The 16,860-nt window shown below is 46.4% G+C and carries 19 protein-coding genes; 16 read left to right on the top strand and 3 right to left on the bottom strand.

What is annotated here, in order from left to right; all coding sequences use genetic code 11:
- The first annotated feature begins 3 nt into the window (after positions 1-3).
- Genes yqeH through KI350_RS00340 form a run of 7 tightly spaced genes read left to right on the top strand, consistent with a single transcriptional unit; the run spans position 4 to position 4,507 of the window.
- Entirely contained in the window at positions 4-1,104 is a 1,101-nt protein-coding gene (gene yqeH / locus KI350_RS00370) for a ribosome biogenesis GTPase YqeH (RefSeq protein ID WP_023855259.1), read from the top strand.
- Positions 1,105-1,123: 19 nt separating this feature from the next.
- The gene (gene aroE / locus KI350_RS00365) at positions 1,124-1,960 is read left to right on the top strand and encodes a shikimate dehydrogenase (protein WP_059231252.1); all 837 of its coding nucleotides are present in this window, start codon (positions 1,124-1,126) and stop codon (positions 1,958-1,960) included.
- Positions 1,954-2,244 carry a ribosome assembly RNA-binding protein YhbY gene (gene yhbY / locus KI350_RS00360; RefSeq protein WP_003183704.1) on the top strand — a complete coding sequence of 97 codons (291 nt, stop codon included), beginning with the start codon at positions 1,954-1,956 and terminating at the stop codon, positions 2,242-2,244. Before aroE ends, yhbY begins: the two co-directional genes overlap by 7 nt.
- A gap of 18 nt (positions 2,245-2,262) precedes the next feature.
- Positions 2,263-2,832, top strand: coding sequence for a nicotinate-nucleotide adenylyltransferase (locus KI350_RS00355; protein ID WP_059231254.1), 570 nt, complete (start codon positions 2,263-2,265; stop codon positions 2,830-2,832).
- Complete coding sequence (gene yqeK, locus KI350_RS00350; RefSeq protein ID WP_059231257.1) at positions 2,822-3,385, top strand: bis(5'-nucleosyl)-tetraphosphatase (symmetrical) YqeK; 564 nt, start codon at positions 2,822-2,824, stop codon at positions 3,383-3,385. Before KI350_RS00355 ends, yqeK begins: the two co-directional genes overlap by 11 nt.
- Positions 3,386-3,398: 13 nt before the next feature.
- A complete protein-coding gene (gene rsfS, locus KI350_RS00345) occupies positions 3,399-3,755 on the top strand; it encodes a ribosome silencing factor (RefSeq protein WP_059231259.1) in 357 nt (118 codons plus the stop codon).
- Positions 3,752-4,507 (top strand): class I SAM-dependent DNA methyltransferase, encoded by a 756-nt coding sequence (locus tag KI350_RS00340; RefSeq protein WP_059231261.1) that lies wholly within the window; start codon positions 3,752-3,754, stop codon positions 4,505-4,507. The genes rsfS and KI350_RS00340 overlap by 4 nt, the downstream gene beginning before the upstream one ends.
- A gap of 70 nt (positions 4,508-4,577) precedes the next feature.
- Here KI350_RS00340 and comER read toward each other — a convergent pair whose 3' ends face one another.
- The gene (comER, locus tag KI350_RS00335) at positions 4,578-5,399 is read right to left on the bottom strand and encodes a late competence protein ComER (protein ID WP_059231262.1); all 822 of its coding nucleotides are present in this window, start codon (positions 5,397-5,399) and stop codon (positions 4,578-4,580) included.
- An 82-nt stretch (positions 5,400-5,481) separates the two neighbouring features.
- Here comER and KI350_RS00330 point away from each other — a divergent pair, with 82 nt between their 5' ends.
- The 3 genes from KI350_RS00330 (at position 5,482) to KI350_RS00320 (ending at position 9,141) form a co-directional block, all read left to right on the top strand.
- Positions 5,482-6,111: a helix-hairpin-helix domain-containing protein gene (locus tag KI350_RS00330; RefSeq protein WP_059231264.1), complete on the top strand. Its 630-nt coding sequence runs from the start codon at positions 5,482-5,484 to the stop codon at positions 6,109-6,111.
- Between the two features lie 68 nt (positions 6,112-6,179).
- A complete protein-coding gene (locus KI350_RS00325; RefSeq protein ID WP_020452273.1) occupies positions 6,180-6,749 on the top strand; it encodes a ComE operon protein 2 in 570 nt (189 codons plus the stop codon).
- A gap of 4 nt (positions 6,750-6,753) precedes the next feature.
- Positions 6,754-9,141: a DNA internalization-related competence protein ComEC/Rec2 gene (locus tag KI350_RS00320; protein WP_059231267.1), complete on the top strand. Its 2,388-nt coding sequence runs from the start codon at positions 6,754-6,756 to the stop codon at positions 9,139-9,141.
- A 24-nt stretch (positions 9,142-9,165) separates the two neighbouring features.
- On the opposite strand, the gene KI350_RS00315 is transcribed toward KI350_RS00320, so the two are convergent.
- Positions 9,166-9,297, bottom strand: a complete 132-nt coding sequence (locus tag KI350_RS00315; protein WP_003183686.1) for a YqzM family protein — start codon at positions 9,295-9,297, stop codon at positions 9,166-9,168.
- A gap of 229 nt (positions 9,298-9,526) precedes the next feature.
- Between KI350_RS00315 and holA the strand changes: the two genes are divergently transcribed.
- Positions 9,527-10,552 carry a DNA polymerase III subunit delta gene (gene holA, locus KI350_RS00310; protein WP_165395388.1) on the top strand — a complete coding sequence of 342 codons (1,026 nt, stop codon included), beginning with the start codon at positions 9,527-9,529 and terminating at the stop codon, positions 10,550-10,552.
- 433 nt (positions 10,553-10,985) lie between these two features.
- Entirely contained in the window at positions 10,986-11,279 is a 294-nt protein-coding gene (locus KI350_RS00305; RefSeq protein WP_065644218.1) for an RNA polymerase alpha subunit C-terminal domain-containing protein, read from the top strand.
- Positions 11,280-11,605: 326 nt separating this feature from the next.
- Here KI350_RS00305 and rpsT read toward each other — a convergent pair whose 3' ends face one another.
- On the bottom strand, positions 11,606-11,872 hold the full coding sequence (gene rpsT / locus KI350_RS00300; protein WP_003183682.1) for a 30S ribosomal protein S20: 267 nt from the start codon (positions 11,870-11,872) through the stop codon (positions 11,606-11,608).
- A 204-nt stretch (positions 11,873-12,076) separates the two neighbouring features.
- Here rpsT and gpr point away from each other — a divergent pair, with 204 nt between their 5' ends.
- The 4 genes from gpr (at position 12,077) to lepA (ending at position 16,829) form a co-directional block, all read left to right on the top strand.
- Positions 12,077-13,183, top strand: coding sequence for a GPR endopeptidase (gpr, locus tag KI350_RS00295; protein ID WP_059231271.1), 1,107 nt, complete (start codon positions 12,077-12,079; stop codon positions 13,181-13,183).
- 118 nt (positions 13,184-13,301) lie between these two features.
- Positions 13,302-14,507 carry a stage II sporulation protein P gene (gene spoIIP, locus KI350_RS00290; RefSeq protein WP_059231273.1) on the top strand — a complete coding sequence of 402 codons (1,206 nt, stop codon included), beginning with the start codon at positions 13,302-13,304 and terminating at the stop codon, positions 14,505-14,507.
- A 14-nt stretch (positions 14,508-14,521) separates the two neighbouring features.
- On the top strand, positions 14,522-14,845 hold the full coding sequence (locus tag KI350_RS00285; protein WP_059231275.1) for a YqxA family protein: 324 nt from the start codon (positions 14,522-14,524) through the stop codon (positions 14,843-14,845).
- 145 nt (positions 14,846-14,990) lie between these two features.
- Positions 14,991-16,829: a translation elongation factor 4 gene (gene lepA, locus KI350_RS00280; protein ID WP_059231276.1), complete on the top strand. Its 1,839-nt coding sequence runs from the start codon at positions 14,991-14,993 to the stop codon at positions 16,827-16,829.
- Positions 16,830-16,860 lie beyond the last annotated feature (31 nt).

Below are 16,860 nucleotides of genomic sequence, written 5' to 3'. Positions count from 1 at the left end.
AGAATGGAAAAGGTAGTTTGTATCGGATGCGGAGTCGCCATTCAAACCGAAGATAAAAATAAACTGGGCTACGCGCCTGAAGCATCGCTGTTAAAAGACAATGTCATCTGCCAGCGCTGCTTCAGATTGAAAAATTATAACGAAATTCAGGATGTTTCACTGACGGACGATGACTTTTTGAAAATCCTTCACGGCATCGGGGAAACGGATTCGCTCATCGTGAAAATCGTTGATATCTTTGATTTCAACGGAAGCTGGATCAACGGACTAAACCGCTTTGTCGGAGGCAATCCGATCTTATTAATAGGAAACAAAGCAGATATTCTCCCTAAATCAGTCAAGCGCGAGCGCCTTGTAAACTGGATGAAGCGCGAAGCGAAAGAGCTCGGCTTAAGGCCTGTTGATGTGCTGCTCGTCAGCGCCGGGCGCGGGCAGGGGATGAAAGATGCGATCGATGCGATCGAGCATTACAGACAAGGCAAAGACGTATATGTCGTCGGATGTACGAACGTAGGGAAATCAACGTTTATCAACCGGATTATTAAAGAGGTTTCCGGAGAGGGCGACATTATCACGACATCCCAATATCCGGGGACGACGCTTGACGCGATTGAAATTCCTCTGGATGACGGATCAGCGATGTATGATACGCCGGGAATCATCAACCATCATCAAATGGCGCACTATGTCGCGAAACGCGATCTGAAAATATTAACGCCGAAGAAGGAGCTGAAGCCCCGCACCTTTCAGCTGAACGAAGAACAGACGCTGTTCTTCGGCGGATTGTCGCGGTTTGATTATGCAAGCGGAGGCAGATCTTCGTTTGTATGCTATATGCCGAATGAACTCAACATCCACAGAACAAAGCTTGAAAACGCGGATCAGCTGTATGAAAAGCACGCTGGGGAAATGCTTGCTCCCCCTGCAAAAGAAGATCTTGACTCGTTTCCGGAGCTTGTTAAACATACGTTTACGATTAAAGAGCCGAAAACGGACGTTGTGTTCTCGGGCCTCGGCTGGGTAACCGTCCAAGAGGCGAACCAAAAAATTGTCGCCCACGCGCCTAAAGGCGTTCACGTGTTTTTGCGCAGATCTCTAATATAAGTGCTAAGGGGAGAGAGTTATGAAACCGATATACGGACTGATTGGCAATCCGGTGGCTCATTCCATGTCTCCGGACATCCATAATGCGGCTTTGGAAGATCTTTCTTTAGAAGGGCATTATCACGCTTTTCGCGTGGAAAACGAAGATCTTGAAGATGCTGTGAAAGGTATGCGGGCTCTTGGCATTCAAGGGTTTAATGTGACCGTCCCCCATAAAGTATCGATCATGAAGCATCTCGACCGTATTGATGAAAGCGCCGAAGCTCTCGGGGCGGTCAACACTGTCAGAAGAGAAAAAGAAGGGCTGGTCGGATATAATACAGATGGAGCAGGATTTCTTAAATCGCTGAAGCCATCCCTTGATCGTCCCCTTTCTGAGCTTTCGATACTGTTGATCGGAGCCGGCGGTGCGGCGAGGGCGATATTTACCACTCTGGCAGCTGAGATGCCGAAGCAGCTGGACGTGGCGAATCGTACGCCTGAAAAGGCACTAGCGTTCACTCGGCGTTTTGAAGGAGAGGCACGTGCTTTGTCGTTGCAGGAAGCGGAAGCAAACTTGTCAGCATATGATATCGTGATTCAAACGACGTCGGTCGGGATGCACCCGAACATCGAAGCTGCCCCGCTTTCATTGGCGAATGCGAAAGAAACGTGCCTTGTATGCGATATTATCTACAATCCGCTGAAAACGGCCCTGCTGCAGGAGGCTGAAGCAAAAGGCTTGAAAACATTGGACGGAGTCGGCATGTTCATCGGCCAGGCGGCCCTTGCTTTTGAGCTGTGGACCGGACATGAGCCGAATATGGAAAAAATGAAATCAATTGTGTTACAGCAACTAGGAGGAAAATCATGCTAACAGGAAAACAAAAACGCTATTTGCGCCGGGAAGCGCATCATCTGTCACCGATTTTTCAAGTCGGTAAAGGCGGAGTCAACGAAAACATGGTCAAACAAATCAGTGAAGCGCTTGAAGCCAGGGAATTGATCAAGGTGAGCGTGCTGCAAAACTGCGAGCAGCCTAAAGAGGAAGTAGCCGAAGCGCTGGCGGGCGGAGCACGCGCCGAACTGGTGCAGACGATCGGAAACATTATCGTGCTGTATAAGGAGTCGAAAGAAAATAAAAAAATTGAGCTTCCTTAACGCTTAAAGGTGGTAATCATGAGGAAAATCGGGATTTTTGGAGGGACATTTGATCCTCCGCACAACGGGCATTTATTAATGGCAAATGAAGTCCTGTATCAACTGGATCTTGATGAAATTTGGTTCATGCCCAACCAAATTCCGCCGCATAAACAAAAAAACTCGTTTTCGCTAAGTATGCACAGGGCGGAAATGCTGAAGCTCGCCATATCGGGGAAAGAGCAATTTAAATTGGAGACGATCGAACTCGAAAGGGAAGGCCCTTCTTATACATTTGATACCGTTCGCCTGCTGAAAGACCGATATCCAAACGATAAGTTTTACTTTATTATCGGCGCGGATATGGTGGAATACCTGCCGAAATGGTCAAACATTGACAAGCTTGTCAACATGATTCAATTTGTCGGAGTGAAGCGGCCCGGCTTTCAAATTGAGACGCCGTATCCGCTCGTTTTTGTCGATGTGCCTATTTTTGAAGTGTCATCATCTTTACTTAGGGACCGCATTAAAAATCAGCAGCCGACAGATTATTTAATCCCTGACGAAGTGAAGGTCTATGTGAAGGAGAATCATCTATATGAAACGTGAGGAAGCCTTAGCCTGCGTGCAAGAACAGCTGACAGAACAACGCTACATCCATACGGTCGGCGTAATGGAGACGGCTGTAAAACTTGCCGAACGGTTTGGCGCAGATGTGAAAAAAGCCGAAATCGCCGCGATATTTCATGACTATGCCAAATTTCGCCCGAAAGAGGAAATGAAACAAATCATCCTCAACGGGGGCGGGCCGCTTGAAGTGCTCGATTTTCATCATGAACTTTGGCATGCGCCGGCAGGAGCAGCGCTTGTCAAAACAGAGGTTGGAATTACGGATGAAGACATCCTGTCAGCCATTCGATTTCATACGTCCGGAAGGCCGAATATGACTCTTCTTGAGAAAGTGATTTATGTAGCGGATTATATCGAGCCGGGCCGCCGTTTTCCAGGGGTTGAAGAGGTTCGGACTCTCGCTGAAGAAGATTTGGATTTGGCCCTTATCCAGGCATTGAAAAATACGATTACCTTTTTAATTTCAAAAAATCAGGCCGTTTATCCGGAAACGGTCGCCACATATAATGCTTTAGTAAACGATAGACATTAGGAGGAATTACTGAATGGATCAAGCTTCAATTTTAAAAATTGCCGCAGAGGCCTGCGATGATAAACGGGCGGAAGAAATTATCGCCTTGAATATGCAGGGGATTTCCCTCGTGGCTGATTATTTTCTGATTTGCCACGGGAATTCTGACAAACAGGTTCAGGCCATTGCCCGGGAAATTAAGGATCAAGCTGAAGAAAATGGAATCGATGTGAAGAAAATGGAGGGCTTTGACGAAGCCAGATGGGTTTTAATCGATTTGGGCGATGTCGTTGTCCACGTTTTCCACAAAGAGGAACGAGGCTATTACAACCTTGAAAAGCTGTGGGGAGACGCGCCGACTGAAGACCTTTCGTTCGGAGTTAATGAATGATCTATAAAGGATTTTCCGGTATTTATGACAAGCTGATGTCTCACGCCCCTTACGATGAGTGGGTCAGCTGGATTGAAAAAAAGATCGGTGTGCAGCAAAAAGAACGTATACGGATACTTGATCTAGCGTGCGGAACGGGTGAAATATCGGTCCGTTTGGCTGAAAAAGGCTACGATGTCACAGGAATCGATATCAGCGAAGATATGCTCGCGCAGGCTCAGTACAAAGCAGCCGTCCGGCAGCTCGATATTCAGTTCTTCCAGCAGGATATGCGCGAGCTTGCCGGGCACGGGCAAGAGTTTGACGCGGTTGTGATCTGCTGTGACTCGCTGAATTATCTAAAGGGCGAAAAAGACGTTTTCAATACTTTTAAAAACGTTTTTTCTCTATTAAAAGAAGGCGGCCTTCTTCTGTTTGATGTTCATTCCATTTACAAAATGGATGTCATTTTTCCGGGAAGTACGTATGCTGATCAGGATGAAGAAGTGAGCGTCATTTGGCAAAGCTATGCGGGGGATGAGCCTCATTCAGCTGTTCACGATTTGACCTTCTTCGTAGAAAGCGGAGGCGTATACGAAAGGTTTGATGAATCGCATGAACAGCGGACTTTCCAGACGGAAAAGTATATCAGCTTATTGCGGCAAGCCGGATTTGAGGTGCAGTGCGTGACTGCCGATTTTTCAAAATTGGAGCCTGGCGCAGAGTCGGAACGTCATTTTTATACAGCGAAAAAAACAAAAACCATCGTTTAATCGTAACGATGGTTTTTCATAATGCATTTTTCCTTTGTTGAAAATTTCAGCGAATTCGTGAAACAATGAATCAAACGGAAAATTGCTTCTTGACTAGAGCGATATCTTCTTCATACTTCAAATGGGTGTTTCGGAACATCTGGCGGAACATATCCTGAACACCGCTTTCCAGCGCCTTAATTCCCTCACCGGTTACACCGCCTTTAACGCACACCTTTTCCTGCAGGGCGGGCAATGTGTAATGCCCTGTTTCGAGCAGCCTTCCCAAACCTACCAGCATTTCTGTCGTCATTAAAATCGCGTCTTCTTTTGATACGGAGGTTTCTTCGACAGCGGCCTGAATAAACTCCTGAACCAAATAACTGATAAAGGCGGGGCCGCAGCTGATAATGTCTGAGGCGACCCTCGTAATCCCGCTTTCGATTTCAAGAGGGATTGAGATATTGCTCACTAAAGCCGTCAATTTTTCTTTTGCCTCAGCTGTGCAGCTTTCTCCGTAAGTCAATAATGACACACCAGACAACGCTCTGTTCGTAATACTCGGGATCACTCTTGCCGCCTGGCAGGAGACGATGGCTTCCAGCTGTTCGACCTGCACCGGACTCGTAATGGTGACCACAATCTGATCGCGGGTGAAGACGGGTGAGAGCCGCTTTAGCAAAGGATAAATATCCAGCGGCTTTACACAGATAAACACGGCATCACTTTCCGTGATCACTTCTTCCGGCCGTTCTGCAACCTGAATGTCTGGGAATCGTTTTTTTATGTTTAACGCTTTGTCGATCGTTCGGTTAGTAATTGTTAAAGATGAGGGAATGACCGCTCTGGATTCAATCAACGCCTCAATTAAAATGGTCCCCATATTTCCTGTCCCGATAAAGCCGATATTCAATCGTTCTCCCCTCCTTTGAACCTGTATCTTTTAAACGATATGAAGGATTCAGTCAAAATATGTATGAAAGCAGGTGAGCAGTTTGACAGATTGGCTAAAACAATATAAATGGCATGCGGCGGGAGGTGTGGCACTCGTCTTGATCATCAGCGCTGCCTTCATGCTGTTAAGCGGAAAGCGTGAAACTTCATCCGGCTTCTCCATTCCTGAAGAGGCTTCTGCACAGACTTTTGACAAGAAAGAGGAGGTGAAGCGGGAAAAAAACGCGGGGGATGAGGCGGTTATCATCGATTTGAAAGGCGCTGTGAAAAATCCGGGCGTCTATCAAATGAAGGAGGGAGACAGGGTGCACGATGCATTAAAAAAAGCAGGCGGCACCGAGAAAAAAGCGGACCAAAAGCAGATTAATCTGGCAGCCGTTTTGCGGGACGGTATGGTTCTTTACATTCCATTTGAAGGGGAAGAGGCCGCTGGCTCTCTTTCGGAAGCGGACTCAAGAGCAGACGGCAGCTCAAGTGATATCGTCAATATCAATACGGCTTCCTCTGCGGAGCTTCAGACGATTCCCGGGATCGGTCCTTCAAAAGCGGAAGCGGTAGTCGAATACCGCGAGGAGAACGGAATGTTTCAGACGATTGAAGACATAACAAACGTTTCGGGAATTGGAGAAAAGTCTTTTGAAAGAATAAAATCTTCCATCACGGTAAAGTAAATTGACGTTTGCGGATAAACATATGTAAACTTAGGGAAGTCGACATCGTATTTTTGGAGGGAAAACAAGTGGAACGGATTTCTTGGGATCAATATTTTATGGCGCAAAGCCATTTGCTGGCGCTTCGCAGCACGTGTACAAGGCTTGCTGTAGGGGCGACGATTGTCAGGGATAAACGGATTATCGCAGGAGGCTACAACGGATCGATCGCCGGAGGTGTTCACTGTGCGGATGAAGGCTGCTATATGGTGGACGGGCATTGCATCAGAACGATTCACGCCGAGATGAACGCGATTCTTCAGTGTGCAAAATTCGGCGTTCCGACCGAAGGCGCTGAAATATATGTCACGCATTTTCCGTGCATTCAATGCTGTAAATCGATCATTCAGGCAGGTATTAAAACGATATACTATGCGAAGGATTACAAAAACCATCCTTACGCGGTTGAACTTTTCGATCAGGCTTCTGTTAAAGTGGAGCAGGTAGAGCTCGATGAGATGATTATCGACTTAAAAAACCAGGAAAAGTTATCGTTTGTGGCCGATCTGATCAAACAGCTGGCTGATAAAGGCCTTGAGGAAGAGGAAATCAGGAAAATACACGCAGAGGCTAACAAACTGTTTACAAGCTACGTGTAATCCAATGGACAGACATCGCATCTTCCCGTGCGGAGCGATTTCAGCGGCAGCCGGAATCGCCTCCGCTCACTCTTCTCTTTATCTCTTCCTCGCCGTCGGTTTTTTTCTGTTCTTTATCCTCTGTTTCTTCAAGAAACAAATACTCCTTTTCATCATATGTGCAGCGATTTGTATTTTATATTTCACCTCTTTTTACATGATTGACCATTTCAATACAACGATTTATCATGAAGGCAAATTTCACACGTTTGCTTCTGTTCGGGATATCCCCATAATAGACGGAGACTGGCTTTCATTCACAGCCGAAACAGATAAGGGGGAAGCTTTGAAAGCGGGCTATACGATCCGGTCTCCGCAAGAAAAACGGGCGCTCTCCGCTCTTCAGCCGGGAAGCATCTGTATCATGCAAGGTGAATTAAGAGCGCCGAAAAAAGAGACGGTTCCTGGAACTTTTGATCAAAAAGAATCCTTGTATCAAAAAGGGATTCACTGGATATTTGCGGTTCAGTCCATTGAAAACTGCAAGCCGGGCGGCGGTCTTATGCCATTTCTATTGAACATCCGAAAAGCGGGCCTTGATTTTACAGAAGAAAATATGGCTAATCCGGCTGCCGGTATTGTAAGAGCGCTTACTTTCGGGGACCGGTTTCTCATTGAACAAGATGTGCTGGACGGCTATCAGCGTCTTGGGATCATTCACCTTTTAGCGATTTCCGGGCTTCATGTCGGTCTGTTGTCGGCCGCTCTGTTCCACGTATTTATTCGCTTCGGTTTGACGAGAGAATGCGCCAAATGGCTGCTCGTTTTCGGGCTGCCCGTTGCTGCAGTTTTGACCGGAGGCGCCCCTTCGGTAGTGAGGGCGGTTCTCATGTCTGAAATCTATCTGCTGGCGTCACTGTCTAATAAGAACTTCAAAAGCGCCGATGTGATCAGCATCGCCTGCCTCGGACTGCTGTTGTATCATCCTTATCTGCTGTTTCAAGCCGGATTTCAGCTTTCTTTTGCCATATCCTTCGTTTTCATTCTTTCAAAAGAAATATTGATCAAGCCGAAAAGCCGAATCTCTCAGCTGCTATTGGGGTCATTTTTGGCTCAGCTCGCTTCCCTTCCGATTCTGCTTATTCATTTTCAAGAGTTTTCATTTCTCAGCACAGTGATGAATCTGCTTTTCATACCTCTCTATATTTTTATCATCATGCCGCTGTCTTTCGGAAGTCTGTTGGCTTTCATATGTTTTCGTCCCCTGGGGGAGGCGGCAGCCTGTGTGCTGGACCGTCTGCTTGTGTGGAGTCATCAGGCTGTTAAAGCGGTGTCTGCCGCAGATGTTTTCGTTTTTTCTGCGGTTAAACCGCCGGATATTTTGTTGTTTTTCTACTTCGCAGCTATTTTTCTGTTTTTGCTGTTTCTTGAAAAAGAGATGTCGTTTCGTGCGGTTATGATTTCGTCCGGCTTCCTTGCCGCTGTGTTTGCGATTCACTTATGTCTTCCTCAGTTTGCAGGAGAAGGAGAGGTCACGATGCTTGATATCGGCCAAGGTGACAGCATGTATGTCAGCGCTCCCGGTCAGAATGGCACCGTCTTCATTGATACGGGAGGAACCGTATCCTTTCGGAAAGAGCAGTGGAGAAAGCGGAAAAAGGATTTTTCCCTGGGAGAGAGCGTATTAATGCCATTTCTGGCATCCAAAGGAGTCAAGAAACTCGATGCTTTAATTTTGACTCATGCTGATCAGGATCATATTGGTGAAGCTCAAGTGCTGATCCAAAAACATAAAGTCAAGCAATTGATCGTGCCGAAAGGCTTCGCAGCGGAACCGTCTGATGAAAAGCTGCTTCGCCTTGCCTTGAAAGAAGGCGTCAAGGTGCATGTAGCTAAAAGAGGTGACATCCTTCATATTGGCAATCTTGAATTTTATGTTCTTTCACCGAAAGAGGCGGACAAAAACAGTAAAAATAACGGTTCCCTCGTATTGTGGATGAAAGCGGGCGAATTTTCATGGCTGTTAACGGGCGATTTGGAGAAAGAAGGTGAAAATGAGATGATGAAAGTGTATCCGAATCTTAAAGCGGATATTCTGAAAGTCGGTCACCATGGAAGCAAAGGTTCTACGGGGGAAGATCTGATTAAGCAAATTGAGCCGAAAGCAGCCATCATTTCGGCGGGAGAGCACAACCGCTACGGCCATCCCCACGGGGAAGTGCTGGATATCTTAAACCGCCACCATGTGAAGGTGTTCAGAACGGATCAGCACGGTTCGATTCAGTACCTATTTCGAGATGGGAACGGAACGTTTTTGCTTCATCCCCCATATGATAAAGTACATTCCCCGCAAGAAAAAAAGACTGCTGAAAAACAGCAGTCGTCAAAAAGCCGCTTGCCTGACGGAGAGTAAAGCGGTGTCCATGACTTGGCTTGATTAAGCGGCCAGATGTATAACAGTAGCGATAATAAACATTGTAGCGAAAAAGCCAAAAGACACGATGAAACCGACACCTGAATCTACAAGATCGTTACGTTTGCTTTGCACGTCTTTTTCAAATTCATTCACAATTTACCCCTCCTATTGATATCCAGTATAATTCAATTCTTTGCAAAAATCTAGGAGCTTCATGCAACCGTTTTCTAAAATTTATGAACATCGTCTTCTATAAACTGACCCGGGGGTTTATGGAAGGCGTTTATTATAAATGAGAGAGCGGGTGACTCCGCTTCTCTCTTTACTAATTGCAAAACACGCTTTAGGATAGAAAGGAAGGATGAAAGAGGGGAAAGTGCAGATGACGGTATTTGATATTTGGAAAAGCTTAAAAAAAGGCGATATTCATCCTGTTTATTGTTTATACGGGAAAGAGACGTATCTTCTCCAGGAGACGGTTCAAAGGATCAGACAAGCCGTTGTTGATGAAGAGACGAAGGATTTCAACCTTTCCGTATTTGATTTGGAAGAAGAGGCATTAGACCTTGCTGTTGAAGATGCTGAAACTTTTCCGTTTATGGGGGAGAAGCGTCTTGTAGTTGCGAAAAACCCGTCTTTTTTAACAGCTGAAAAAAAGAAAGATAAAACGGAGCATAACCTCGGGAGCCTGGAGGAATATATTGCGCAGCCGGCGCCTTATTCCGTTTTTGTGCTGCTCGCTCCTTATGAAAAGCTTGATGAGAGGAAAAAGCTGACCAAGCTCTTGAAAAAACACGCCCAAATGGTTGAAGCAAAAGAACTGAACGGCCGGGAAACGGCTGATTTTATCGCAGGGCTTGCAAAATCAGAGGGGAAGCTCATAGAACGAGAAGCGGCGGAAGAGCTTGTCATCCTGTGTAATGCCAGCCTGTCGGCCATTGCCCAAGAGGTGAAAAAGCTTAGTACATATATTGGTGATCGGGATTCGATCGCGCTTGAAGACGTCAAAAAGCTCGTTGCCAGAGGTCTCGAGCAAAACATTTTTGAATTGATCAACAAGGTTGTGAACCGGAAGCGTACAGAAGCGCTGCAGATTTTCTATGATCTGTTAAAGCAAAATGAAGAACCGATCAAAATGATGGCGCTGATCGCAAACCAGTTCAGGCTTTTGATGCAGACCAAATACTTTTCGCAGCAGGGGTACGGGCAAAAGCAAATCGCCACAAACCTCAAAGTTCACCCGTTCAGGGTGAAGCTCGCGATCGACCAGGCGAGGTTGTTTTCTGAAGAAGAGCTGAAAAGCATCATCGAGCATCTCGCCGTTATGGATTATGAAATGAAAACAGGCAAAAAGGACAAGCAGCTTTTGCTTGAGCTGTTTTTACTCAAGCTTTTGCAGTCCGATTGAAAAAAGGGCTCTCTAACTATGAGAGCCGTCAGGCTGTCGAGAAAATCCCGACAGCCTTTTCACTTGTTCTTTTTTTTCGCTGCTCTTTTGTCGGCCGCCGTTTTCTTGCTTCCGGCTCTTGTTCATGCGCTTTGTGAGACACTCTGGCATTTTCATTTCTTTAGAAACTTGCCGTAGACGCTGCTCAGTTTACCTTCAAAATCGGCAAACTTCGCCTTTATGCGCTAGAACATATTTTGCATACCGCTTCGCTTCGCTTCGGCTTTGAGGATCTTATCAATAGGATTGTGGGATGCAAAAGCCGGAAGAAACGTGCCGTGGCATCGAATGCTTTATTCAGCAAAGGGGCAGGAAAGATAAAACCGAAAACATTGAAAGTCTGCAAGCTGTAAAAAGGTTGAAAATAATATTTGAGAAAGGGAGGAATGAAAAAATGACAACGTTAAAAAAGAATTTAAGGACTTGCAGCAAGGGACACGAGTATTATAAAAGCAGTGATTGTCCAGTTTGCCCGATTTGTGAGCAACAACGCAAACCTGACAACGGATTTCTTTCATTGCTCTCTGCACCAGCCAGACGAGCTTTGGAACACAATGGAATCACTTCTTTGCAGCATCTAGCAAAATACAGCGAAAAAGAGATTTTGAAATTTCACGGTATGGGACCGGCATCTTTGCCTAAATTACGGGTTGCTTTGAAGGAAAAAGGGTTATCTTTTAAAAGTTAAACTCCATGAATGATGATACTTGTACAGTCGAGAATTTAATTGATTTCATCAAATAAGCAAGGGAACTTCCTTTTTTGGAAGTTCCCTCATTTTGTATAAAAATCAATAATCATATGTTTGAATGAAAACAGTTGTCCGAAGTCAGCCTCATTTAAAACAAAAAATAGCTCCGTGCGAGTGGAACATGGCTGACAGGCTGGCATGGAAGCTCCTCTCTGTCGGCACACACCTGAATCGCGCTGTTTTTGCGGTCTGACGGCTTCTCATCTAAGAGAGCTGTTTTTTATGATGGCAAGCAAAAAAGCTTGGCATAGCCAAGCTTTCTATTATGCAGAAAGTCCGTTCACTTTTTTCGCTAGGTTTGATTTGTAACGAGCTGCGGTGTTTTTGTGGACAAGACCTTTTTTAGCTGCTTTATCGATTTTCTTTGCTGCTGCAGATAGAGCTGCTTTCGCTTTGTCTGCTTCGTTGTTGCTTACGAAAGTTTCAACTTGTTTCATAGCAGTGCGCATTGCAGATTTGATTGTTGCGTTGTGCGCGCGGCGCTCGTTGTTTGTTTTTGTGCGTTTGATCGCTGATTTAATGTTTGGCAATGTGTTTCACCTCCTAAGACATAACCTCTGTTCCTTTTCTATAGGTTAGATCTCAACAATAGAACAAATTGTATTCTATCAAACACACCCTTAGATTGCAATATAAATGTAAAGTATTTTTATTTGAAAGCTCCGTTTCGCGGGAATGTTTGCAGACCTTGCGGGCACACTAATACCAGTTATGTTTTTGGAGGGAATGCAAATATGGAGAAAAAGAAGCTCGATTTAAGTCAATATGCAGTCCGGACAGATTTAGCCGTGGAAGCGAGGGATCTGGCAGAGGAAAAGGAAGCTTCTCCAAAGAAAGAGCTGAAAGGGTTTACAGTCAAAGAATACGAAAAAGACGGGATCAAAATTCAGACGATGGACATTGATGAAGAAGGAGCGAAGCTGTCGGGGAAAAAAGCCGGCCGCTATTTAACCTTTGAAACACAAGGGATCAGACAGCAGGATTCCGTATTGCAGGAAAAAGTCGTCGATGTCTTCGCAAAGGAATTTTCCGCGTTTCTCGATTATTTGGGCATTCCGCGGGATGCCAGCTGCTTAATCGTCGGGCTTGGCAACTGGAATGTCACGCCCGACTCGCTCGGCCCCCTCGTGACGGAGAACCTTCTCGTGACGAGGCACCTGTTTCAGCTGCAGCCCGAAAATGTAGAGGAAGGCTACCGTCCGGTGAGTGCGCTTTCTCCGGGAGTCATGGGCTTAACCGGAATTGAAACGAGCGACATTATCCAAGGGGTGATCGATCGCTCAAAGCCCGATTTTGTCATTGCCATCGATGCGCTGGCATCAAGAGGGATCGAGCGTGTGAATTCTACCATTCAAATTTCAGACAGCGGGATACACCCCGGGTCTGGCGTGGGGAATAAAAGAAAAGAGTTAAGCAAGGATACGCTCGGCATCCCGGTCATCGCCATCGGTGTTCCAACGGTGGTCGATGCCGTCACGATCACGAGCGATACGATTGATTACATGCTGAAGCATTTTGGAAGAGAGATGAGAGATGACAGTCCGTCCAGGTCGCTCGTTCCCGCGGGGATGAGCTTTGGGAAAAGAAAGGTCCTCACCGAAGAAGACCTTCCCGATGAAGAGCACCGCAAATCGTTTCTCGGTATAGTCGGCGGCCTCGCAGAGGATGAAAAAAGGCAGCTGATCCATGAAGTCCTCGCTCCGCTTGGCCATAACTTAATGGTGACTCCTAAAGAGGTCGATACATTTATTGATGATATGGCAAATGTGATTGCAAACGGTCTGAACACAGCGCTCCATGAAAATGTATCGCAAGACAATAAAGGAATGTATAACCACTAAGATCAAGGCGGCTGACCAGGCCGCTTTTTTTCATGACATTTAGCATTGCCGGAACTTGTTCTACTTCCTCTATCTTGTACATAGTCTATTTACTAGACAAGCTCTGGAGGGATTTGCAATGAGAAAAAGAGGCAGGAATCGGCAGTTTGTGCTGGCTGTAAATGGAAGAAGCGCGGTGAAGACAGTATTCTTACTTATCGTCAGCCTGCTGCTCGTTTTTATTTTATCAGGCGTGCTGACTTCGCTGCGTCCTGAGTTAAGGCCGTCTTCTTCGTTGTACCGGGTGACTGATGAACTGGGGGGCGAGACCTTTGGGCTCATTTTGGGAATGGAAAACCACTACTTTGCATCAGAATTGCCGGAGCCGAATAAGCGCTTTGAGCTTTCCCCCCTCGTTCTGAAGCTGGCGACCAGCATTAATTTGAAAGATCCGCGAAGTTTTCTCGGACGGGAGCTTCCGGGCTTCTCTCATTTTGATTCGGAAATACTCATTGCCGGGCAAGGGACGGATTATACGAATATGCCGTCAGAATCTCCGCCGCCGACTGAGGTCTTAAAAGAGGAGAGAGAAGCGAATCTTGCAGAGCTTGAAGGGAAACAGAAAAAGAAAACAGGGGAGGAAAAACCTCCTGAACAATCGACGGGTGACCGAAAAGTCGTATTTATCTACAATACGCACAATACGGAATCGTATCTCCCCTTTTTAAAAGGTGAGACGGAACCTAATCGGGCGATTCATTCGAAAGCAAATGTTACGCTTGTCAGCGATATGCTCGGTAAAGCTCTGGATTCTCAAGGCGTAGGCGCGAAGGTGGATAAGACGGATATCCAGGGGAACCTGAAGAAAAAAGGCTGGGATTATGCGCGATCATATGACGAATCGAGACCAGTCGTCAAAGACGCGATAGCCACAAATAAAGACTTGCAATATTTTATAGACATTCACAGGGATGCAACACGTAAAAAAGCGACTACAACAACGATAAACGGAAAAAGCTATGCGAGGCTCGCATTTGTCATCGGTAAGAAGAGTCCTAATTTTGAATCGAATTTTAAATTGGCAAAAGAGCTGCATGAACGGCTGGAAAAAAAATATCCCGGTTTGAGCCGCGGTGTTATATCTAAGGGAGCTGCCGGGGATAATGGCATATATAATCAGGATTTAAACGAAAGATCCGTCTTAATCGAATTTGGCGGCGTAGATAATAACCGCGAAGAGCTGGAGCGGGCTGCAGAAGCGATGGCGGATGTATTCAGCGAGATGTACTGGAATGCTGAAAAAGTTGATGCAGACACCGGTGAAGACGATAAGAAAAAACAATAGGACAGGTGATGGAAGTGGCTTCTTTTATGGGAAAATGCATATTGGCTTGCGCTGTCATGTTTTTCGGCGTCCTTCTCGGCATGCAGCAGGCGAACAACGGAATGATTGAAATGAAAGGGTATCAGGACCCTGATTTAAAAGCGGCGCTCAGCATATCTGAAGGGGATGCGAAAGAGGCGTCAGTCCTCGGCCATCAAATCGATTTGGAGGAAAAACAAAAAGAGCTGGAACATCTGGAAGCTTTCAACCTCTTTTCCTCGGCAGGCCGCGCCCTGGCCGATTCGGTCACAAACACAGCCCGTTCATTGTATGACTGGATAAAGGAAAAAACGGAATAAGTAAAAGAAAAAACGAGCCGGATGGAGGACTCGTTTTTTCTTTTTCGGGTTTAGAAAGCATATGTGACTTAGGATTGAATCTTCACAACCCTATTGATATAATCTAAGCTAGCGCATATTGCGTTTCATAGTAGGAGTGATTAGTGTGACAGATAAAGAAAAACGATTACAAAGGCAGTCGAGAATCCGAAATTTCTCTATTATCGCCCATATCGACCACGGCAAGTCAACGCTTGCGGATCGAATCCTGGAAAAAACGGCGGCAATCACTCAAAGGGAAATGAAAGAACAGCTCCTCGACTCGATGGATTTGGAACGTGAAAGAGGAATCACCATTAAACTGAACTCCGTACAGCTGAAATATCAGGCAAAGGACGGAGAGGAATATATTTTTCATCTGATCGATACCCCGGGACACGTCGATTTTACGTATGAGGTTTCGAGAAGCCTTGCCGCATGCGAAGGCGCGATTCTCGTCGTCGACGCCGCACAGGGAATCGAGGCGCAAACGCTGGCAAACGTTTACCTTGCGCTTGACAACGACCTTGAAATTCTGCCGGTCATTAATAAAATCGACCTTCCGAGCGCAGAACCCGAACGCGTCCGCCAGGAAGTCGAGGATGTCATCGGTCTTGACGCTTCAGACGCCGTCCTTGCTTCAGCCAAAGCAGGCATCGGAATTGAAGAAATATTGGAGCAGATCGTTGAAAAGGTTCCCGCACCAAGCGGAGATCCGGAAGCGCCGCTTCAGGCTCTGATCTTTGACTCTCTGTATGATGCATACCGCGGGGTCGTCGCCTATATCAGAGTCGTCCAAGGTACCGTAAAAGCCGGTCAAAAAATTAAGATGATGGCGACGGGAAAAGAATTTGAAGTCACTGAAGTCGGCGTTTTCACACCGAAGGCTGTTCCGGTTGACGAACTGACTGTCGGCGACGTCGGATTCCTGACGGCCGCAATCAAAAACGTCGGAGACACCCGTGTAGGGGATACGATTACAAGTGCGGAAAACCCAGCGCCCGAAGCCCTGCCAGGCTACAGAAAGCTGAATCCGATGGTCTATTGCGGTCTGTATCCGATTGATACAGCGAAATACAACGACTTGCGGGAAGCGCTTGAAAAACTTGAGCTGAACGATTCAGCCCTGCAGTATGAGGCGGAAACGTCCCAGGCTCTCGGATTCGGCTTCCGCTGCGGTTTCCTGGGGATGCTCCACATGGAAATCATTCAGGAGCGGATTGAACGCGAATTCAACATCGATTTGATTACGACGGCTCCGAGCGTTATCTATGACGTGTACATGACAGACGGAGAAAAAATCGTCGTCGATAACCCGTCAAATATGCCTGATCCGCAGAAGATCGACCGGGTCGAAGAACCGTTCGTCAAAGCGACAATGATGGTGCCGAACGACTTTGTCGGCGCGGTCATGGAACTGTGCCAGGGCAAGCGCGGCCAGTTTATCGATATGCAGTATCTTGATGCGAACCGCGTCAGCATTGTCTACGAAATTCCGCTTGCGGAAATCGTCTACGAGTTTTTCGATCAGCTTAAATCAAATACGAAAGGCTATGCGTCATTTGATTACGAACTGATCGGATATAAACCGTCCAAGCTCGTGAAAATGGATATTATGCTGAACGGCGAAAAAATCGATGCCCTTTCCTTTATCGTTCACCGCGATTATGCGTATGAACGGGGTAAGGTTATCGTCGAAAAGCTGAAGGAACTCATTCCGCGCCAGCAGTTTGAAGTACCTGTCCAGGCAGCCATCGGCACAAAAATTGTCGCCCGTTCAACCATCAAAGCCATGCGCAAAAACGTTTTGGCGAAGTGCTACGGCGGGGATATTTCCAGAAAACGCAAACTGCTCGAAAAGCAAAAGGAAGGAAAGCGAAGAATGAAACAGGTCGGCTCTGTCGAAGTTCCGCAGGAAGCCTTTATGGCAGTCCTGAAAATGGACGACAGCGGTCCGAAATCATAATCATGAGCCGCCGCAGCGTAACACACTGCGG

The organism is Bacillus sp. J41TS8 (genome assembly GCF_018333035.1).
In the GTDB taxonomy this organism is placed as follows: domain Bacteria; phylum Bacillota; class Bacilli; order Bacillales; family Bacillaceae; genus Bacillus; species Bacillus paralicheniformis.
The sequence above is the reverse complement of the archived record's forward strand: the minus strand, read 5'-3'. Positions and strand labels throughout refer to the sequence as shown.